At 75.8% G+C, this 23,070-nt stretch carries 2 protein-coding genes; both read left to right on the top strand.

Annotated elements, in window-relative coordinates:
- Positions 1-8 precede the first annotated feature (8 nt).
- Positions 9-209, top strand: a complete 201-nt coding sequence (locus tag C8E97_RS24645; protein ID WP_121007856.1) for an antitoxin — start codon at positions 9-11, stop codon at positions 207-209.
- A gap of 284 nt (positions 210-493) precedes the next feature.
- The gene (locus C8E97_RS36270) at positions 494-23,068 is read left to right on the top strand and encodes a type I polyketide synthase (protein ID WP_281275456.1); all 22,575 of its coding nucleotides are present in this window, start codon (positions 494-496) and stop codon (positions 23,066-23,068) included.
- Positions 23,069-23,070 lie beyond the last annotated feature (2 nt).

Here is a 23,070-nt window from a genome sequence, read left to right as displayed (position 1 = left end):
GTGTTCAGATGGGCATCGGCGACAAGTTCGACGAGCTGAAGGACAAGGCCAAGGACGCGCTGGGGCAGCACGGCGACAAGGCCCAGGAGGGCGTCGAGCGGGCGGGCGGGTTCGTCGACGAGAAGACCGGCGGGCAGCACTCCGAACAGATCGGGAAGGGGACCGAAAAGGCCCAGGAGGGTCTCCGGAATCTCGGCGAACAGCAGTAGGCCGTCAAGCCGAACGGGGGTCGTCCGTGGACGGCCCCCGTTGTCGTGCACGGTCATTGAAGCCGAACTCCGCGCGCGGTGCCAGTCCGACAATCGGTTTCCCGATGCGGTTGCGCCGAACCCGGTGGACGGCCGTAGCGGGCGGCCGTAGCCCGAGGTACGTTCCGGTTGGCCATTCGCCCACGAAGCGCGCGAATGGCCGCGCGAGGTCTGCGGGGAATTCCGACGCCGTGGTCGGACGTCCGCGAACCAACCGCATTCTCCGGCTCGGGGAGGTTGATTCGATGGGCTCGGCCACCACGTCGGACGACGATCGGATCGCGGTCGTCGGAATGTCCTGCCGACTGCCGAAGGCACCGGACCCGGAGGCGTTCTGGCGGCTGCTGCGCGACGGGGTGGACGCGGTGGGCCCGCCGCCCGAGGGGCGCGCGGGTACCCGCCCCGGCGGCTACCTGGACCGGGTGGACGGGTTCGACGCGGCGTTCTTCGGCGTGTCGCCGCGCGAGGCCGCCGCGATGGACCCGCAGCAGCGCTTGGCGCTGGAACTCGCGTGGGAGGCCGTGGAGGACGCGCGGCTGCCCGCGGTGGCGGCGCGCACCGGCGTGTTCATCGGCGCGGCCTGGGACGACTACACGACCCTGACCTACCCGCACCACGTCACGCCGCACACGCTGACCGGCACCAACCGGGGCGTCGTCGCCAACCGGGTGTCGCACTTCCTCGGCGCGCGGGGCCCGAGCCTGGCGGTGGACACCGGCCAGTCGTCCGCCCTGGTCGCCGTCCACCTGGCGGTGGAGAGCCTGCGGCGGGGCGAGTCGGCGCTCGCGCTGGCCGGCGGCGTGAACCTCAACCTGTCCGGCGCGCGGGAGACGGCGGCGGCCGAGTTCGGCGGGCTCTCGCCGGACGGGCGGTGCTACACCTTCGACGCCCGCGCCAACGGGTTCGCGCGCGGCGAGGGCGGCGGGCTGGTGGTGCTGAAGCCGCTGGTCGCGGCCTTGGCCGACGGGGACCGGGTGTACGGGGTGATCCGGGGCAGCGCGGTCAACCACGACGGCGCGACGCCGGGCCTCACCGTGCCCGCCGCCGAGGCGCAGGAGCAGGTGATCCGCGCGGCGCTGGCCCGGTCGGGGGTGCGGGCGGGCGACGTGCGGTACGTCGAGCTGCACGGCACCGGGACGCCCGTCGGCGACCCCGTGGAGGCGGCCGGGCTGGGCGCGGCGCACCGCTCGCGCGACACGGCGCTGCTGGTCGGGTCGGCGAAGACGAACGTGGGCCACCTGGAGGGCGCGGCCGGGGTCGTCGGGCTGCTGAAGGTGCTGCTGAGCGTGTGGCACGGCGCGCTGCCGCCCAGCCTGAACCACGTCGAGCCCCACCCCGGCATCCCGCTGGACGAGCTGAAGCTGCGCGTGCAGACGTCGTTGACGCCGTGGCCGGGCGAGGGGCCGCGGATCGCGGGCGTGTCGTCGTTCGGGATGGGCGGCACGAACGCGCACGTGATCGTCGCGCAGGCGCCCGACGACGGGCCGCCGGTCGAGCGGTCCGCGCCGTCGGGCGCCTCGTCGGCCCGCGCGGGGTCGGCCCGCGCGGGGTCGGCCGGTGCGGGGTCGGCCGGCGCGGGGCCGGTGCCGTGGCTGGTGAGCGCGAAGTCCGAGGAGGCCCTGTGGGCGCAGGTCGGGCGATTACGCCGGCACGTGGCCGACCGGCCGGACCTCGGCCCGGCGGAGGTCGGCTTGGCGCTGGCCACCACCCGCGCGCGGTTCGCGCACCGCGCCGTGCTGCTCGGCACGTCCACCGCCGGCCCGGACACCGACAAGGCACGGGCGGGTGGTGGCGCGACCGCCGTCGTGGGGCAGCCGGTGGCCGTCGGGCGGGCCACGGACCCCGGCAGGACCGTGTTCGTGTTTCCGGGCCAGGGTGCGCAGTGGGTCGGTATGGGGCATCGGCTGTACCTGGAGTCGCCGGTGTTCCGCGAGGCGATCGACGGGTGCGCGGAGGCGTTGGCGCCGCACACCGACTGGTCGTTGGCGGACGTCCTGGCGGGCGGCCCGCTCGACCGCGTCGACGTCGTCCAGCCGGCCCTGTTCGCCGTGCTGGTCGCGCTGGCCCGGCTGTGGGAGTCGTTCGGCGTCCACCCGGACGCGGTGCTCGGCCATTCGCAAGGCGAAATCGCCGCCGCGCATATCGCGGGCGCGCTGTCGCTGGCCGACGCCGCCCGCCTGGTGGCATTGCGCAGTCGGGCGCTCGGCGCATTGGCCGGGCAGGGCGGAATGGTCTCGCTGGCGCTTTCCTTCGAACGCGCCGAGGAATACCTGGCGCGCTGGCGGGGACGAATAACGGTCGCCGTGGTGAACGCGCCGGGTGTCGTGGTGGTGTCCGGTGCTCCGACGTCGCTGGCCGAATTGATCGAATCCTGCGCGGCCGACGGCATCCGTGCGCGGGCCATTCCGGTGGACTACGCCGCCCATTCGGCCCAGGTGGCGGCCATTCGCGGGCGGCTGCTGGCCGACCTGGCCGGCATCCGGCCGCGTGCGGGCGTCGTGCCGTTCTACTCCGCGGTGACCGGCGGCGTGCTCGACCCGGCCGGCCTGGACGCCGACTACTGGTACCGGAACCTGCGGGAACCCGTGCGGTTCGACCTGGCGTCGGCCGCGCTGCTCGCCGACGGCCACGGCGCGGTGGTGGAGGTGAGCCCGCACCCCGTGCTGGCGCCGTCCCTGGAGCAGACCCGCGAGCTGGTCGGCGCGCGGGGCGTCGTCACCGGCACGCTGCGCCGCGGGCACGGCGGGACGGCGGAGTTCCTGAGCGCGGCGGCCCGCCTGTTCGTGGCGGGCGGGCACGTGGACTGGACGGCGGCGTTCCCGGCCGGCACCGGGGTCGTCGACCTGCCGACCTACGCCTTCCAGCGGCGGTCGCACTGGCTGTCGGCGGTGGAGGTCGCGGGACCGGGCGCGCACGCGGACCCGGCGGACCTCGTCACGGCGCAGGTCGCGTTCGTGCTGGGGCACGCCGACGCCGCCGACGTCGACCGCGGGCTGACGTTCCAGGAGCTGGGGTTCGACTCGGTGGCCGGTGTCGAGCTGCGCAACCGGCTCAGCGCGGCGCTGGACCGGGACCTGCCGTCGAGCCTGGTCTACGACCACCCGACGCCCGAGGACCTGATCGAGCACCTGCGCGCGGCCGAGCGGCCCGCCGGCGAGGCGCGGGACCGGGCCGTCGACGACCGGGCCGGGCGCGCGAGCGCCGCCGACGCCCCGGCCACCGCGGGGGACGACCCGGTCGTCATCGTCGGCATGGGCTGCCGGTTCCCCGGCGGTGTGGCGTCGCCGGAGGACCTGTGGCGCCTGGTGACGGCCGAGGTCGACGCCATCGGCGACTTCCCGCGCGACCGCGGTTGGGACCTCGGCCGCCTGCACGACCCGGAGCTGCGCCGGGGCGGCACCACCTACGTGCGCCAGGGCGGTTTCCTCCGCGACGCGGCCGGGTTCGACGCCGGGTTCTTCGGCATCTCGCCCCGCGAGGCGCTGGCGATGGACCCGCAGCAGCGGCTGGTGCTGGAAACGGCGTGGGAGGCGCTGGAGCACGCCGGGATCGACCCGACCGCGTTGCGCGGCACGCGCACCGGCGTGTTCACCGGCATCTGGTCGTCCGGCTACGCGGTCGGCCACGAGGTGCCCGAGGACCTGGAGGGCTACCTGGTCACCGGCACGGCGACCAGCGTGACGTCCGGCCGCGTCGCCTACCACCTCGGCCTGCGCGGCCCGGCGCTGTCGGTGGACACCGCCTGCTCGTCGTCGCTGGTCGCCGTCCACCTCGCGGTGCGGGCGCTGCGCTCGGGCGAGTGCGCGCTGGCCCTCGCGGGCGGTGTCACGGTGATGGCCACGCCGACCGGGTTCACCGAGTTCTCCCGCCAACGCGGCCTCGCGCCGGACGGGCGCAGCAAGCCGTTCTCCTCGGCCGCCGACGGCACGAGCTGGTCCGAGGGCGTCGGCCTGCTGGTGCTGGAACGGCTGTCCGACGCCCGGCGCAACGGGCACGACGTGCTGGCGGTGGTCGCCGGGACGGCCGTGAACCAGGACGGCGCGTCCAACGGCCTGACCGCGCCCAGCGGACCGGCGCAGGAACGCGTCATCCGGTCCGCCCTGGCGGACGCCGGGCTGCGACCGTCCGATGTGGACGCGGTGGAGGCGCACGGCACCGGGACGACCCTCGGGGACCCGATCGAGGCGAACGCGCTGCTCGCGACCTACGGGCAGGACCGCGCGGAACCCCTGTGGCTCGGTTCGGTGAAGTCCAACCTGGGGCACGCGCAGGCGGCGGCCGGCGTCGCGGGCGTCGTCAAGGTGGTGCTGGCGCTCCGGGCCGGCGTCCTACCGCGCTCGCTGCACGTCGACGAGCCCACCCCGCACGTCGACTGGTCGTCCGGCGCGGTCCGCGTGCTCACGCGCTCCCGAGCCTGGCCCGAGGTCGACCGCCCCCGGCGCGCGGCCGTGTCCGCGTTCGGCATCAGCGGCACCAACGCGCACGTGATCCTGGCCCAGCCGCCGGACGCCGCACCCGCACCGGCACCGGTCGGCGCGGGCGGTCCGGTGGTGTGGGCGTTGTCGGCCAAGTCGGAGCAGGCGCTCGCGGCGCAGGCCCGGCGGCTCCAGGAGTTCGCGCTCACCCACCCGGACGCCACGGCGGCGGCCATCGGCCGGGAACTGCTCGTCCGGGCGAGGTTCCCGCACCGCGCGGCGGTCGTCGGCGCGGACCGGGAGGCGTTGCCGGCGAGCCTGTCCGCGCTGCCGCCGACGCGCGCGGCCCGCGCCGGCAGGACCGTGTTCGTGTTTCCGGGCCAGGGTGCGCAGTGGGTGGGCATGGGGCATCGGCTGTACCTGGAGTCGCCGGTGTTCCGCGAGGCGATCGACGGGTGCGCGGAGGCGTTGGCGCCGCACACCGACTGGTCGTTGGCGGACGTCCTGGCGGGCGGCCCGCTCGACCGCGTCGACGTGGTGCAACCGGCCCTGTTCGCGGTGATGGTGGGGTTGGCGGCGCTCTGGCGCTCGTTCGGGGTCGAACCGGACGCCGTCGTCGGCCACTCCCAGGGCGAGATCGCCGCCGCGCACGTCGCCGGCGCGCTCGCGCTGGAGGACGCCGCGCGCGTGAGCGCCTTGCGGGCCAGGGCGTTGGCGTCGCTGGCGGGCCGGGGCGGCATGGTGTCGGTCGCGGTGTCCGCCGACCGGGCCGCCGACCTGCTGTCCCCGTGGGGCGACCGGTTGACCCTCGCCGCCGTCAACGGCCCCGGCGCGGTGGTCGTGTCCGGCGACCCGGACGCCCTCGACGAGCTGGTGGCGTCGTGCGCCGCCGCCGACCTGCGCGCCCGTCGCCTGCCGGTGGACTACGCCGCGCACTCGGCGCAGGTGGAGGCCGTCCGCGAGCGGCTGTTGGCCGACCTGGGCGACGTCGAGCCCCGGCCGCCGAGGATCCCGTTCCACTCCACGGTGACCGGCGGGCCGGTGGAGTCCGCGGACGCGGCGTACTGGTACCGCAACCTGCGTGAGCCGGTGCGCTTCGACCTCGCCGCGGAGGCGTTGACCGCATCCGGGCACGACGTGTTCGTGGAGGTGAGCCCGCACCCGGTGCTCGTGCCGTCGATGGGCGTCACGGCCACCGGCACGCTGCGCCGCGACCACGGTGACCTGACCGACTTCCTCGAAGCCACCACGAGGGTGTTCGCGGCCGGTGTGGACGTCGACTGGTCGCCGCTGTTCCCGGATGGGGGCGAGCGGGCCGTGCTGCCCGCGTACCCGTTCCAGCACGAGGACTTCTGGCTGACCCCGACGGCCTCCGCGCCACCGCGCGACCGCTACGAGGTCGCCTGGACCCCGGTCACCACGTCGACGCCCATCGACCCGGAGCGCTGGCTCGTGGTGGGCGAGGCGGGCGCACCGTGGCCGGAAGCGTTGCGGGCGCGGGGTTTCCGGGTCGTCCCGGAGCTGCCGGAACCGCCGGACCCGCGTGCCGTGGACGGCGTGCTGTCGTTCCTCGCCCTGCGCGGCGACCCCGATCCCGAGCACCCCGCGCTCCCCATCGGCCTGACGCGCACCCTGGACCTGGTCCGCGCGCCCGCCGTGCCGCTGTGGTGCGTCACGCGGGGCGCGGTCGAGCCGGTCACCGACCCGTGGCAGGCGCTGGTCTGGGGCGTCGGCACGTCCGCCGCCCTGGAGTTCCCCGACCGCTGGGGCGGCCTGGTCGACGTGCCGGACACCCCCGACGACCTCGCGGTGCGACGCCTGCTCGGGGTGCCGGCCTGCGGCGAGGACCAGGTCGCGATCCGGCCGACCGGCGTGTTCGGCCGACGCCTGCGCCACGCGCCCCACCCCGGCGCCGCACCGCGCGCCTGGCGGCCGGGGGGCGCGGTGCTGATCACGGGCGGCACCGGCGCCCTGGGCGCGCGGGTCGCGCGCCGGCTGGCCCGGCAGGGCGCGGAACACCTCGTGCTGGTGAGCCGGCGCGGCCTCGACGCGCCCGGAGCCGTCGCGCTGCGGGACGAACTCGCCGCGACGACGCGGGTCACCGTCGCCGCGTGCGACGTGGCCGACCGCGAGGCGGTGCGGGACCTGGTCGCCCGCACCGGGGACATCCGCGCCGCGTTCCACACCGCGGGCGTGATCCGGTCGACCCGGCTGGCCGACGGCGACCCGGCCGCCTTCGCCGACGTGGTCGCGGCGAAGGTGCTGGGCGCGGCGCACCTGGCCGAGTCCCTGCCCGACCTCGACGCCTTCGTGCTGTTCTCCTCCACCGCCGGGGTGTGGGGCGACGGGCACGGCGCGGCCTACGCGGCGGGCAACGCGTTCCTCGACGCGCTCGCCGCCCACCACCGCGCGCTCGGCCGCGCGACGACGTCCGTGGCGTGGGGCATCTGGGCCGAGGGCGGCATGGCGGCGCTGCCGGACGTCCGGCGGCAGCGGAGCCTGCTGGGGCTCGGGGAGCTGCCGCCGGACCGCGCGCTCGACGCGCTGGGCGACGTCCTGGACCACGACGAGCCGACCGCGATCGTGGCGGAGGTCGACTGGGCGGCGTTCGCCAGGGCCTTCACCCACGCCCGGCCGAGCAGGCTGCTCGCGGACCTGCCCGAGGCGGCCGTCGCGCCCGCGGCGCCGACCGCGCGCCCGGTCGGGCGCGGCGCGGACGTCCTGGCCACCATCACCACCCACGTGTCCGCCGTCCTGGGGCACACCGCGCCACGCGCGCTCGACCCGCGCCAACCGTTCAAGGACCTGGGTTTCGACTCGCTGACGGCGGTGGAGCTGCGCAACCGCCTCGCCGCCGCGTTCGACCGGGACCTGCCCGCGACGCTGGTGTTCGACCACCCGACGCCCGCCCGGCTGGCCGCGCACCTCGCGGGCGAGGCCGATCGCGCGCCGGCGCGGGCGGTGGCGGCGAACGACGAGCCGATCGCGATCGTCGGCATGGGCTGCCGCTTCCCCGGCGGCGTGACGTCGCCGGACGACCTGTGGCGGCTGGTCGAGGGCGGCGTCGACGCGATCGGCGGCTTCCCCGCCGACCGGGGCTGGGACCTGGCCCGCCTGCACGACCCGGAGGGACGCCGCCCGCGCACCTCGATCACCGACCGGGGCGGGTTCCTGGCCGACGCGGGCGGGTTCGACGCCGACTTCTTCGGCATCTCGCCCCGTGAAGCGCTGGCGATGGACCCGCAGCAGCGCGTCCTGCTGGAGGTCGCGTGGGAGGCGGTCGAGTCCGCCGGGGTCGACCCGACCACCCTGGAGGGCAGCCGGACCGGGGTGTTCACCGGCATCTGGTCCACCGGCTACGCGCAGGGCCGCGTCCCGGACGACCTGGAGGGCTACCAGGTCACCGGCACCGCGACCAGCGTCGGCTCCGGCCGCCTGGCCTACCAGCTGGGCCTGACCGGTCCGGCGCTGTCGCTGGACACCGGCTGCTCGTCGTCGCTGGTGGCCCTGCACCTGGCCGCGCGGGCGCTGCGGTCGGGCGAGTGCGACCTGGCGCTGGCGGGCGGCGTGACGCTGAACGCGACACCCGCCCTGTTCACCGAGATGTCGCGCCAAGGCGCGAGCGCGCCGGACGGCCGCTGCAAGTCGTTCGCCGCCGCCGCTGACGGCGCCGGCTGGGCCGAGGGAGCCGGCCTGCTGTTCCTGGAGCGGCTGTCGGACGCGCGGCGCAACGGCCGTCGGGTGCTGGCGGTGGTGCGCGGTTCGGCGGTGAACCAGGACGGCGCGTCGAACGGCCTGACCGCGCCGAGCGGTCCCTCGCAAGTGCGGGTGATCCGGGAGGCGCTGGGCGACGCGGGCGTGGAGCCGTCCGGCGTCGACGTGGTGGAGGCGCACGGCACGGGCACGGTGCTGGGCGACCCGATCGAGGCGCGGGCGCTGCTGGCGGCGTACGGCGGAGACCGGGCCGAGCCGCTGTGGCTGGGTTCGGTGAAGTCGAACCTCGGGCACACCCAGGCGGCGGCCGGTGTCGCGGGTGTGATCAAGGTGGTGCTGGCGTTGCGGCACGGGGTGCTGCCGAGGACGCTGCACGTGGACGCGCCGACACCGCACGTCGACTGGACGTCCGGGAACCTCCGCCTGCTCATGGGGGCGCGGGCCTGGCCCGTGGTGGACCGCCCCCGTCGTGCGGCGGTGTCGGCGTTCGGGATCAGCGGCACCAACGCCCACGTGATCGTCGAGCAGGCGCAGGACGTGCCGGCCGTCGCCGAGGGCGGTCCGGTGGTGTGGCCGCTGTCGGCGAAGTCCGCCGAGGCGTTGCGGGAGCAGGCACGCCGGCTGCGTGCCCACCTCGCGGAGCACCCCGAGGTCGACGCCCGCGCGGTCGGACGCGCGCTGGCCGTCCGCACCTTGTTCGACCACCGGGCCGTGGTCGGCGGGTCGGCGGCGTTGGACGCCTTGGCGGACGGCCGCGACGACGCCGACCTCGTCATCGGTTCGGTGGAGCCGCTGGGGAAGACGGTGTTCGTGTTCCCCGGTCAGGGTGCGCAGTGGGTGGGGATGGGGCGGGAGCTGTACGGGTCGGAGCCGGTGTTCCGCGAGGCGGTCGACGCGTGCGCGGAAGCGCTGGCCCCGCACGTCGACTGGTCGCTCGTCGACGTGGTGCGTGGGGGCTCGTTGGAGCGCGTGGATGTGGTGCAGCCCGCGTTGTGGGCGATGATGGTCGGGTTGGCGGAGCTGTGGCGGTCGCACGGTGTGGTGCCGGACGCGGTGGTCGGGCATTCGCAGGGCGAGATCGCGGCGGCCTGTGTCGCCGGGTTGTTGTCGTTGGCGGACGCGGCGAAGGTCGTCGCCTTGCGCAGCAACGCTTTGGTGTCATTGGCGGGCCTGGGCGGCATGGTGTCGGTGCGCCTGTCCGCCGAGCGCGCGGCCGACTACGTCGCGCCGTGGGGCGACCGGATCACCGTCGCGGTGGTCAACACGGCGACGACCGTCGTCGTCTCGGGTGAACCCGCCGCCCTGGACGAGCTGGTGGCGCGGTGCGAGCGGGACGGCGTGGACGCACGCCGGGTCCCGGTCGACTACGCGGCGCACTCGCCTCAGGTGGAGGTGGTGCGGGAGCGGTTGCTGGCCGATCTGGCGGGTGTGGTGTCGGGTGTGGGTGGGGTTCCGTTCTACTCCACGGTGACGGGTGCGTCGGTGGGGTCGGTGGATGCGGCGTACTGGTACCGGAATCTGCGGGAGCCGGTGCGGTTCGATCTGGCGACGGAGGCGTTGGCGGCCGACGGGTACGCGGTGTTCGTGGAGGTGAGCCCGCACCCGGTGCTCGTGCCGTCGCTGGACGTCGTGTCCACCGGCACCCTGCGCCGGGACCACGGCTCGACTCGGGACTTCCTCCTCTCACTGGGACGTCTGCACGTCGTCGGCGTCGACGTGGCGTGGCCCGGCGGTGGCGCGGCGGTCGCTGCCAAGAGCACGGTGGCGCTGCCGACCTACCCGTTCCAGCACCGGAACTACTGGCTCGACGCCGACCTGACCGACGACGGCACCGGCCACCCGCTGCTGCCGGACTCGGTGGAGCTGCCGGACGGCGGCGTCGTGCTCAGCGGCCGGCTCTCCACCCGGACGCACCCGTGGCTGGCCGATCACGCCGTCGACGGCGCGATCCTCTTGCCCGGCACCGCGTTCCTCGAACTCGTGACCAGGTCGGGCGCGATCGAGGACCTGGTGCTGCACACCCCGCTCACGCTGTCGGAACGCCCGACGCACGTCCAGGTCGCCGTCGGACCGCCCGACGCGGGACGCCGGGCGGTCACCGTGCACTCGCGCGCGGACGACGACTGGGTGCGGCACGCGTCCGGCACGCTCGGCGGCCACGTCGCACCCCGCCGGGCGGACTGGTCCCCGGAGCACGCGCAACCCGTCGACCCGCGGGACTTCTACGCGAGCCTGGCCGACCTCGGCTACGAGTACGGCCCGGCGTTCCGGGGCGTGCGGGCGCTGTGGCGGGGCGCGGACGAGCTGTTCGCCGAGGTGTCCGTCCCCGACGGCGACCGGTACGGCCTGCACCCGGCGCTGCTCGACGCCGCGCTGCAACCGCTGATCCTGCTCAGCCCCGACGCGCGGGTCCGGCTGCCGTTCTCCTTCAGGGGCGTCGCCGTGCACACCGCCGGCGTGTCGGAGGCCAGGGTCCACCTGTCCCGCAAGGGGAACGACACCTACACGGCCACCGTCACCGACCTGTCCGGCACGCCGGTGGCGGACATCGAGGCGGTGACCGTGCGCCCGGCCGAGGCGCCGGCCACCCTCTACCGCACCGACTGGGTGCCGCTGACCGGGAGCACGCCGGTCCCGGTGACACCCGGCCCGCTGCTCACCGCACCGGACGACGCGGACGCCGTGCGCGACCTCGTGCAGCGGGCCCGCGCACTAATCCAGGACTTCCTCGCCACACCGGGGGAACCACGCCTGGCGGTGCCGACCCGCGGTGTCGCGGGCGCGGCCGTGCGCGGCCTGGTGCGCAGTGCCCAGGCCGAGCACCCCGGCCGGTTCGTGCTGGTGGACCTCGACGACGACGCGTCACCGGAGGAGGCGGTGCGCGCCGCGGCCGACGCGGGCGGCGAACCCGAGCTGGCGTTGCGCGGCGGCGAGCGGTTGGTGCCCCGCCGCCTGCGGCACGTGCCGGAACTGCTCGCGCCCGACGGCGCGTACCGGTTGGTGGAACGGGGCACCGGCAGCCTGGACGACCTGGCCTTCGCCGAGCACCCCGAGGTCCCGTTGGCGCCGGGGCAGGTCCGGGTCGGCGTGCGCGCGGCCGGCGTGAACTTCCGCGACGTGCTGATCGCCCTCGGCGTCTACCCGGACCGGGCCGCGCTGGGCGGCGAGGCGGCCGGCACGGTGCTGGCGGTCGGACCGGGCGTCGAGCGGTGGCGGCCCGGCGACCGGGTGATGGGCCTGGTGCCCGGCGCGTTCGGTCCGGTCGCGGTGGCGGACCACCGGCTGCTGGCGGCGATCCCGGACGGCTGGTCGTTCGCGCGGGCGGCGGCGGTGCCGGTGGCGTTCCTGACCGCCTGGTACGGCCTGGTCGACGTGGGCGGGCTGCGCGAGGGTGACCGGGTGCTGGTCCACTCGGGCGCGGGCGGCGTCGGCCTGGCGGCGATCGAGGTCGCCCGGCACCTCGGCGCGGAGGTGTTCGCGACCGCGAGCCCGGCGAAATGGGACCTGCTGCGGCGCCGGGGCCTGGCCGACGACCACCTCGCGTCGTCGCGCACGACCGAATTCGAGCGGCGGTTCCCGCCCGTCGACGTGGTGCTGAACTCGTTGGCGGGCGGGTTCACCGACGCCTCGCTGCGACTGCTCGCGCCCGGCGGCCGGTTCGTGGAGCTGGGCAGGACCGACCTCCGCTCGCCGGACGGCGTGGCGTACCGGCCGTTCGACCTCAACGACGTCGACCCCGAGCGGTTGGCGGAGGTCTTCGCCGAGGTCCGCGCCCTGCTGGTGGCCGGCGCGCTCCGGCCGCCGCCGGTCGCGGCGGGCGACCTGCGGCAGGCCGTCGGGACGTTCCGGGCGATGAGCCGGGGCGCGCACGTCGGCAAGCTCGTGCTGACCGTGCCCCGGCCCCTCGACCCCGACGGCACCGTGCTGATCACCGGCGGCACCGGCGCGCTCGGGCGCGCGGTCGCCCGGCACCTGGTCGCCCGGCACGGGGTGCGGCGACTGCTGCTGGTGAGCCGCACCGGTGGCGTCGCGCCGGACGTGGCCGCCGACGTGACCGTGGCGCGGTGCGACGTCGCCGACCGGGAGGCGTTGGCCGCGGTGCTGGCGTCCATCCCGCCCGACCGACCGCTCACGGCCGTGGTGCACGCGGCGGGCGTCCTGGACGACGCGGTGGTCGAACGCCTCACCGCGGACCAGGTCGACCGGGTGCTGCGGCCGAAGGTCGACGGCGCGTGGCACCTGCACGAGCTGACGCGAGACCTCGACCTGCGCGCGTTCGTGCTCTTCTCCGCCGTCGCGGGGGTGATCGGCAACGCCGGCCAGGCCAACTACGCCGCCGCGAACGCCTACCTGGACGCGCTCGCCGAGCACCGCCACCGGCTCGGCCTGCCCGCCGTCTCGATGGCCTGGGGCCACTGGGCGGAAGAGGGCGGCATGACCGCCCACCTCACCGAGGCGGACCGGGAACGCCTGGCGCGCAACGGAATCCAACCGCTCACCACCGAGCAGGCGCTGGCGATGTTCGACGCGGCCCTGGCCTCCGGTCGGCCCGCCCTGACCACCGCGCACCTCCGGACCGCGCCCGCCCGGCCGCGACCCGCGCCGGCCGCCGACGTCCTCGGCCTGATCACCACCCACGCCGCCGCCGTGCTCGGCCACGCCGGCACCACGGCGGTCGACGCCCGGCGGAGCTTCCGCGACCTCGGGTTCGACTCGTTGACGGCGGTGGAGCTGCGCAACCGCCTCGCCGCGGCCACCGGGGCACGCCTGCCCGCGACGCTCGTGTTCGACCACCCGACGCCGGCCGAACTCGCCGACCACCTGAAGGCGCGGCTGTCCGGTGAGCGCGCGGGAGTCGACGTGCCCGCGCTCACCGCGCCCGCCGCCGCAGACGACCCGATCGTCATCGTCGGCATGGGCTGCCGGCTGCCCGGCGGCGTCGAGTCGCCCGACGACCTGTGGCGGCTGGTCGAGGGCGGCGTCGACGCGATCGGCGACTTCCCGACCGACCGGGGCTGGGACGTCGAACGGCTCTACCACCCCGATCCCGACCACCCCGGCACCAGCTACACGCGGCACGGCGGGTTCCTGGACGACGCCGCCGGGTTCGACGCCGACTTCTTCGGCATCTCGCCCCGCGAAGCGCTGGCGATGGACCCGCAGCAGCGCGTCCTGCTGGAAACCGCGTGGCAGACCTTCGAGCACGCCGGGATCGACCCGACCTCGTTGCGCGGCAGCCGCACCGGCGTGTTCACCGGGCTCTGGTCGTCCGGGTACGCGGGCAGCGCCGACGAAGCGCCGCGCGACGCCGAGGGCTACCTCGCGACCGGCATCTCGCCCAGCGTCACGTCCGGCCGCGTCGCCTACCTGCTCGGCCTGCACGGGCAGGCGGTGTCGGTCGACTCGGCGTGCTCGTCGTCGCTGATGGCGATCCACCTCGCGGCGCAGGCCCTGCGCGCGGGCGAGTGCACGCTCGCGCTGGCCGGCGGCGTCACCGTGATCGTGACACCACTGGGTTTCACGGAGTTCTCCCGGCAGCGCGGGCTCGCCCCCGACGGGCGGTGCAAGCCGTTCGCCGCGGCCGCCGACGGCACGAGCTGGGGCGAGGGCGCGGGCCTGGTGCTGCTGGAGCGGTTGTCGGACGCGCGGCGCAACGGTCGTCGGGTGCTGGCGGTGGTGCGGGGTTCGGCGGTGAACCAGGACGGCGCGTCGAACGGGTTGACCGCGCCGAACGGACCTTCGCAGGAGCGGGTGATCCGGCAGGCGCTGCGCGACGCGGGCCTGCGACCGTCCGAAGTGGACGCCGTGGAAGCGCACGGCACCGGGACGACGCTGGGCGACCCGATCGAGGCGCAGGCCCTGCTCGCCACCTACGGCCAGGGGCGGGCCGAGCCGCTGTGGCTGGGCTCGGTGAAGTCGAACCTCGGGCACACCCAGGCGGCGGCCGGTGTCGTGGGCGTGATCAAGGTGGTGCTGGCGTTGCGGCACGGGGTGCTGCCGAGGACGCTGCACGTGGACGCGCCGACACCGCACGTCGACTGGACGTCCGGCGGTGTCCGCCTGCTCACCGGCAACACGCCGTGGCCGGCCACCGGTCGCCCGCGCCGGGCGGGCGTCTCGTCCTTCGGCGTCAGCGGGACGAACGCCCACCTGATCGTCGAGCAGTCACCGGACGACCCGCCGTCGCCGGCCGCCGCCGAGGGCGGTCCGGTGGTGTGGCCGCTGTCGGCGAAGTCCGCCGAGGCGTTGCGGGAGCAGGCACGTCGGTTGCGCGCTCACCTCGCGGAGCACGCCGGGATCGGCGCGGGCGCGGTGGGTCGTGCGCTGGCGGCACGGACGCGGTTCGCCCACCGCGCCGTCGTGGTCGGCGACCCGTCCGGGTTGGACGCGTTGGCGGACGGCCGCGAATCGCCCTTCCTGATCACCGGTTCCGTGGCGTCATCGGGCAGGACGGTGTTCGTGTTCCCCGGTCAGGGTGCGCAGTGGGTGGGGATGGGGCGGGAGCTGTACGGGTCGGAGCCGGTGTTCCGCGAGGCGGTCGACGCGTGTGCGGAAGCGCTTGCGCCGCACGTGGACTGGTCGTTGGTCGATGTGCTGGACGGCGGTTCGCTGGATCGCGTGGACGTGGTGCAGCCTGCGTTGTGGGCGATGATGGTCGGGTTGGCGGAGCTGTGGCGGTCGCACGGTGTGGTGCCGGATGCGGTGGTCGGGCATTCGCAGGGTGAGATCGCGGCGGCCTGTGTAGCCGGGTTGTTGTCGTTGGCGGACGCGGCGAAGGTCGTCGCCTTGCGCAGCCGTGCTCTGGTGTCGTTGGCCGGGCTCGGCGGCATGGTGTCCGTCGGGCTTTCCGCCGAGCGGGCGGGCGAGTACCTCGCGCGCTGGGGCGATCGCGTGACCGTGGCGGCGGTGAACGGCCCCGGCGCGGTGGTGGTGTCGGGTGATCCGGACGCGTTGTCCGAACTGGTGACGGCCTGTGCGACCGACGACATCCGCGCTCGCTCGCTCCCGGTCGACTACGCGGCGCATTCGCCTCAGGTGGAGGTGGTGCGGGAGCGGTTGCTGGCCGATCTGGCGGGTGTGGTGTCGGGTGTGGGCGGGGTTCCGTTCTACTCCACGGTGACGGGTGCGTCGGTGGGGTCGGTGGATGCGGCGTACTGGTACCGGAATCTGCGGGAGCCGGTGCGGTTCGATCTGGCGACGGAGGCGTTGGTCGCGTCCGGGCACGGGGTGTTCGTGGAGGTGAGCCCGCACCCGGTGCTCGTGCCGTCGCTGGACGTCGTGTCCACCGGCACCCTGCGCCGGGGCGAGGGTCCGGACGAGTTCACCAGGGCCCTGGCACGTGCGCATGTCGCCGGGATCGACGTCGACTGGGCGCAAGTCCTGCGCGGCAACGGCAGCCGGGACGACGTCGACCTGCCCACGTACGCCTTCCAGCGCAGGCCCTACTGGCTCGCACCACGGCCGTCGACCGACGTCGCGGCCCTGGGCCTCACCGCGCCCGCGCACCCCCTGCTGGGCGCGGCCGTCGAGTTGGCCGACGACAGGGGCGCGCTGTTCACCGGACGGCTGTCGACCGCGACCCACGCGTGGCTGGCGGACCACGTCGTGCTCGGCGAGGTCCTGTTGCCCGGCACCGCGTTCGTGGAGCTGGCCCTGGGCGCGGGGCGGCGGTTCGGGTGCGACGCGCTGGACGAACTCGTGCTGGAGAGCCCGTTGGCCGTGCCGGACCGCGGCTCGGTGACGGTGCAGGTCGAGGTGGGAGCGCCCGACGAGGCGAGCCGGCGCGCCGTGGCCATCCACTCGCGGACCGGGGACACCTGGGTCCGGCACGCCACCGGCACGCTCGGCACCGGCACGCTCGGCACCGGCACGCTCGGCACCGGAACGCCGGTCCACGAGTGGGCCGAGCCCTGGCCGCCCGCCGCCGATCCCGTCGACCTCGCCGACTTCTACGACGGGCTGGCCGCCGGCGGGTACGAGTACGGTCCGGTGTTCGCCGGCGTGCGGAGCGCGTGGCGGCGCGGCGACGAGCTGTTCGCGGAGGTGGCGGTCGAGTCCGGCGACGGGTTCGACCTGCACCCCGCGCTGCTGGACGCGGCGCTGCAACCGCTGGCGCTGGTCGCGGGCGGTCGGCTGCCGTTCTCGTTCGCCGGGGTGTCGGTGCGGCGGTCGGCGACGGCCGCGCGGGTCCGGTTGACGCCGACCGGCCCGGACACCTACCGCGTGGTGGTGGCGGACGACACCGGTGCGCCGGTGGCCGCCGTCGACGCGTTGACCGTCCGGCGGGTGACGGCCGGGTTCCGCGCCGCGCGGCGGGACCGGCTGTTCCGCCCGGACTGGGTGCCGGCCGAGGCGGTGGTCGGTGACCCGGCCGTCCACGAGGTCGTGGTGCCGGCGGGCGACCCGGTGCGCGCGGCGCACGCCGTCGCCGCCGAGGTGCTCGGCGTGGTGCGGGACTTCCTGCGCCAGCCGGACGGGCGGCTCGCGGTCGTCACGCGGCGAGCGGTCGCCGTGCGGCCCGGCGACGAGGCCGTCGACGTCGCCGCGTCGGTGGTGTGGGGCCTGGTGCGGTCGGCCCAGGCCGAGCACCCCGACCGCTTCGTGCTGGTGGACACCGACGGCGAGGTGCGGTTCGCGGCCGACGAGCCGCAGGTCGCCGTGCGCGGTGGCGAGGTGTTCGCCGCGCGGCTGGCACGGGCCGAAGGGGGATCGGCGGGCGGCGTGCCGGCCCTGGACGGCACGGTGCTCATCACCGGTGGCACGGGCACGCTGGGGCGGCTCCTCGCGCGGCACCTCGTCGCGGCGCACGGCGTCCGGCACCTGGTGCTGGTCGGTCGGACCGCGCGGCCGGTGGACGTGCCGGGCGCGTCGGTGACGGTCGTCGCCTGCGACGTGGCGGACCGCGACGCGGTCGCCGGCCTGCTGGCGTCCATCCCGGCGGAGCGCCCGCTGACGGCGGTGGTGCACGCGGCCGGTGTGCTCGACGACGGCGTGCTGTCGTCGCTGACGCCCGAGCGGGTCAGCGAGGTGTTGCGGCCCAAGGTGGACGGGGCCTGGCACCTGCACGAGCTGGCGCGCGACCTGCGGGCCTTCGTGCTGTTCTCCTCGGCCGCCGGCGTGCTGGGCGGCGCGGGACAGGCCAACTACGCGGCGGCGAACGCCTTCCTCGACGGGTTGGCGGCGCACCGGCGGGCCCGCGGCCTGCCCGCGGTGTCGATGGCCTGGGGCCACTGGGCGCAAGGGAGCGGGCTCACCGGGCACCTCACCGAGGCGGACCGGCGACGCCTGGCGCGGACCGGTGTCCGGCCGATGCCGACCGCGGAGGCGCTGGCGTTGTTCGACGCCGCGCTGGCCGGGAGCGACCCGGTGGTGGTGCCGGCGGCGCTGGACCTGTCGTCGCCGGCGCCCCTGCTGCGCGGGCTCGGGCCGGCGCGACGGCCTCGGCGGGTGGGCGCGGGCCGGCTGGAGGAGCACACCGGCCTGGCGCGGCTGGTCGACCTGGTCGGTCGGCACACGGCGGTGGTGCTGGGGCACGACGACGCCGCCGGCGTCGACCCGGACCGGGCGTTCCGGGACCTGGGTTTCGACTCGTTGACGGCGGTCGAGCTGCGCAACCGGCTGGCGGCGGCGCTGGGGGTGCGGCTGCCCGCGACGGTGACGTTCGACCACCCGACGCCCGCCGCGCTGGCCGCCCACCTGGACGACGTGCTGTCGGGTGCGCGCCGGGTCGCCGCCGCACCGGCCGCCGTCGCGGCGTCGGGTGACCCGGTGGTCGTCGTGGGCATCGGCTGCCGCTATCCCGGTGGGGTGGCGTCGGCGGACGACCTGTGGCGGCTGGTCGCGGGCGGGGGCGACGCGATCGGGGAGTTCCCGAGCGACCGGGGCTGGGATGTCGATCGGTTGTACGACCCGGCCGGTGCGGCGGGCACGTCGTACACCCGTGCGGGCGGTTTCCTGGACGACGCGGGTGGTTTCGACGCGGCGTTCTTCGGGATCTCGCCGCGTGAGGCGTTGGCGATGGACCCGCAGCAGCGGCTCGTGCTGGAGACGGCGTGGGAGGCGTTGGAGCACGCCGGGATCGACCCGACGTCGTTGCGGGGCAGCGCGACCGGCGTGTTCACGGGGATTTGGGCGTCCGGGTACGGCGTCGGGGCGCACGCGGCGGACCTGGAGGGCTACCTGTCGACCGGCAACGCGACCAGCGTGACGTCGGGACGCGTGTCCTACCTGCTGGGACTGGAAGGCCCCGCGATGTCGGTCGACACGGCGTGTTCGTCGTCGTTGGTGGCGGTGCACCTGGCGGCGCAGGCGTTGCGGTCGGGGGAGTGCGCGCTGGCGCTGGCCGGCGGCGTGACGGTGATGGCCACGCCCGAGGGGTTCGTGGAGTTCTCGCGGCAGCGCGGGTTGGCCCCGGACGGGCGGATCAAGTCGTTCGCGGAGGCGGCCGACGGCACGGCGTGGAGCGAGGGCGTCGGCCTGGTGGTGCTGGAGCGGTTGTCCGATGCGCGGCGCAACGGTCGTCGGGTGTTGGCGGTGGTGCGTGGTTCGGCGGTGAACCAGGACGGCGCGTCGAACGGGTTGACCGCGCCGAACGGACCTTCGCAGGAACGCGTGATCCGGCAGGCGTTGGCGAACGCCGGTCTGACGCCCGCCGAGGTGGACGCGGTGGAAGCGCACGGCACGGGCACCACGTTGGGCGACCCGATCGAGGCGCGGGCGTTGCTGGCTGCGTACGGTCAGGATCGCGGCGAGGCGTTGTGGTTGGGTTCGGTGAAGTCGAACCTCGGGCACACGCAGGCGGCGGCGGGCATCGCCGGCGTCATCAAGATGGTCATGGCGATGCGGCACGGCGAGTTGCCGCGCACCCTGCACGTCGACGCGCCCACCTCGCACGTCGACTGGTCGACGGGCGCGGTCCGGCTGCTGACCGAACCGGTGCCGTGGCCGTCGACCGGTCGGCCGCGCCGGGCGGGCGTGTCGTCGTTCGGGATCAGCGGCACCAACGCGCACCTGATCATCGAAGCGCCCGAGGCCGATCCGGATGTGGCCGAACCCCGTGTGGCCGAACCGGTCGCGGCCGGACCGGTCCTGTGGCCGCTGTCCGCGAAGACGCCGGGGGCGCTGGCGGACCAGGCGCGGCGGCTGAGCCGGGTCGTCGCGGAGAACCCGGACCTGGACCCGGTGGCGGTCGGTCGGGCGCTCGCCCGGCGTGCCCGGTTCGCCCACCGCGCCGCGGTGCTCGTCCTCGACGGTGATCCGGGTGACGCGTTGCGGGCGTTGGCCGACGGGCGTCAGTCCCCGGAAGTCGTCGTGGGCGACGCGAGTCCGGGGAAGACGGCGTTCGTGTTCTCGGGTCAGGGTTCGCAGTGGGTGGGGATGGGTCGTCGGTTGTACCAGGCGTTTCCGGTGTTCGCGCGGGCGTTGGACGAGGTGTGCGGGTTGCTGGAGTTGGACTCCGATGTCCTGTTCACGGACCCGGATGGCGTGTTGGACCGGACTTGTTTCACGCAGTTGTCGTTGTTCGCGTTGCAGGTCGCGTTGTTCCGGTTGGTGGAGAGCCTGGGTTTTCGGCCGGACTACGTGATCGGGCATTCGGTGGGTGAGGTGGCCGCCGCGCATGTCGCGGGTGTGCTGGATCTGGCGGGGGCATGTGCGCTGGTTTCGGCGCGTGGCCGGTTGATGGGTGAGCTCCCGTCCGGCGGCGCGATGGTGTCGGTGCGGGCCACTGAGGCGGAAGTCGCGGTGTCGCTGGGTGACGGGGTGTGCATCGCGGCGGTCAACGGGCCCGACGCGGTCGTGGTGTCCGGTGACGAGGCCGCCGTGCTGGAGGTTGCCGCGGTCTGGTCGGCGCGCGGCCGGGAAACGCGGCGGTTGGCGGTCAGCCACGCGTTCCACTCGGCGCGGATGGAACCGATGATCGCGGAGTTCGCCCGCGTCGCGGCGGGCTTGACCTACCGCGATCCCGTGATCCCCGTGGTGTCGGGCACCGCCGGTGGACCGGCCGACCTCACCGACCCGGCGTACTGGGCGCGGCAGGTCCGGGACGCGGTGCGGTTCGCGGACGGTGTGGAGTGGCTGCGCGCCGACGGTGTCACGCGCTTCCTGGAGATCGGGCCGCACCCGGCGCTGGTCGCGGCCGGTGTCCTGCGGCGCGACCACGACGAGCCCGAGCGGGTGTTGGCGGCGGTCGGCCGGCTCTGGGTGGGCGGCGCGGACCCCGACCTGCCGCCGGCGCACGTCGACCTGCCCGCGTACCCGTTCCGCCACGAGCACTTCTGGCTGCTGCCCGCCGCCGCGACCGACGTGTCCGGCGTCGGGCTCGGGGCGGTCGACCACCCGCTGCTGGGCGCGGCCGTGGAACTCGCCGACGGCCAGGGCGTGGTGCTGACCGGGCGGCTGTCGGTCGGCGCGCAGCCGTGGTCGGGCGAGCACGTCGTGCGGGGCGAGGTCCTGTTGCCCGGCACGGCGTTCGTCGACCTGGCGCTCCGGGCCGGCGACGAGGTCGGGTGCCCGGCGGTGGAGGAGCTGGTGGTCGAGGCTCCGCTGAGGGTCGCCGACGGTGTCCCGGTCCGGGTGACGGTGGGGCCGGACGTGGCCGGCCGACGCACCGTCGCCGTGCACGCGCGCACCGCCGACGAGTGGGTCCGGCACGCCGCGGGCACGCTCGGCGCGCAACCCGCCGTCCCGCCGGCGTCGTGGACCCGGCCGCCGGACGCCGAACCCGTCGACCTGGACGGGTTCTACGAAGCCCTGAGCGACACCGGGTTCGAGTACGGGCCGGCGTTCCAGGGGCTTCGCGCGGCCTGGCGGCGCGGCGACGACCTCTACGCCGAGCTGACACCGGCACCCGGAGCGGGCTTCGCGGTGCACCCGGCACTGCTCGACGCCGCCCTCCAGGCGGTCACGGTCGCCGACGACCGGGCGAAGGTGCCGTTCTCGTTCACCGGGGTGTCGTCGTGGGGCGGGGGAGACGCCGTCCGGGCGCGGCTGTCGGCCACCGGTCCGGACACCTACCGGCTGGACCTGGCGACCGCCGACGGCGGGCCCGTGCTGGGTGTCGCGGCGGTGGCGCTGCGACCGCCGCCCGACGTCGCACCGCCGGTGTACCGGGTGGCGTGGCCGGTGGCCGAGGTGACCGCGACCGCGCCCGGCACGGCGGTCCACCGCGCGACGGACCCGGTCCGGACCCTGCGGGTGGTCCAGGAGTTCCTGGCGGGCGACGACGGCCACCTGGTGGTCGCGACCGAGGGCGCGGTGGCGGTGCGCCCGGACGAGGACGTGGACCCCGACGCCGCCGCGATCTGGGGCCTGGTCCGGTCCGCCGCCGCCGAGCACCCCGGACGCTTCACCCTGGTCGACGGCGCCGTCCTGGTCGCCGGTGACGAGCCGCAGCTCGCGGTCCGGGACGGCCGGGTGCACGTGCCGCGCCTGGAACGCGCCGACCCCGGACCCGATGCCCCGCCGACCTTCAGCCCCGACGGCACCGTGCTGATCACCGGCGGCACGGGCGCGCTCGGCGGCGCGGTCGCACGCCACCTCGTGACCGCGCACGGCGTCCGGAACCTCCTGCTGGTCAGCCGCACCGGGGCGAACGCCGCGCTGGAGGCCGAGCTGACGGGGCTGGGCGCGGCGGTGGCGGTCGTCGCGTGCGACGTGGCGGACCGCGCCGCGCTGGCCCGGCTGTTGGCCGCGCACCCGGTCACGTCGGTCGTCCACGCCGCCGGCGTCCTGGCCGACGCGGTGGTGCGGTCCCTGACACCGCAGGGGTTCGCGCGGGTCTGGGAGCCGAAGGCGCTGGCGGCGCGGCACCTCCACGAGCTGGCCGGCGACCTGGAGGCGTTCGTGCTGTTCTCCTCCGCCGCCGGCGTGCTCGGCGGTCCGGGCCAGGCCAACTACGCCGCCGCGAACGCCTACCTCGACGCCCTGGCCCGGCACCGGCGGTCGCGCGGCCTGCCCGCCGTGTCCCTGGCCTGGGGGCAGTGGGCCGAGCCGGGCGGCATGACGCGGGACCTCACCCGCGCCGACCACCACCGCCTGGCGCGGTCCGGGGTGCGGCCGATGCCGACCGCGGCGGCGCTGGCGGCGTTCGACCTCGCGCTCACGGCGGCCGAACCGGCACTCGTGCCGGTGAGCCTGGACCTGCCCGCCCTGCGCCGGGCCGGCGACCCGCACCCGCTGCTGCGCGGCCTGGTGCGCACCGCCAGGCGATCCGCCGCGCGCCCGACCGACGTGCTCGACCTGGTGCTCGACCGGGTCGCGGCCGTCCTCGGGCACGCCTCGACGGCGGCGGTCGGCCCGCGCCAGGCGTTCAAGGACCTCGGTTTCGACTCGCTCACGGCGGTCGAGCTGCGCAACGAGCTGGCCGCGGCGACCGGGCTCCGGCTGCCCGCCACGCTGACGTTCGACCACCCGACACCCGCCCGGCTCGCCGACCACCTGCGCGCCGCGCTGCACGCCACGACGCCGGACCCGCTGCTCGCCGAGCTGGACCGGCTCAAGTCCACTTTGGACGACGCCGTGGACGTCGACCACGACGCGGTGGCCGACCGCCTGTCGGCGCTGCTCGCCACCTGGACCGCGCGACGCGGCCACGACGGCGACGTGCTCGACGAGGCCACCGACGACGAGCTGTTCAGCATCCTCGACGACGAGCACCGCAGGTCCCGCGCCTACCGCACCGCCGGGGAGTAGCC

Origin of the sequence: Saccharothrix australiensis, from assembly GCF_003634935.1 — a bacterium.
In the GTDB taxonomy this organism is placed as follows: domain Bacteria; phylum Actinomycetota; class Actinomycetes; order Mycobacteriales; family Pseudonocardiaceae; genus Actinosynnema; species Actinosynnema australiense.
Note: the sequence above shows the minus strand (reverse complement) of the source record. Positions and strands in the feature narration are given on the sequence as shown.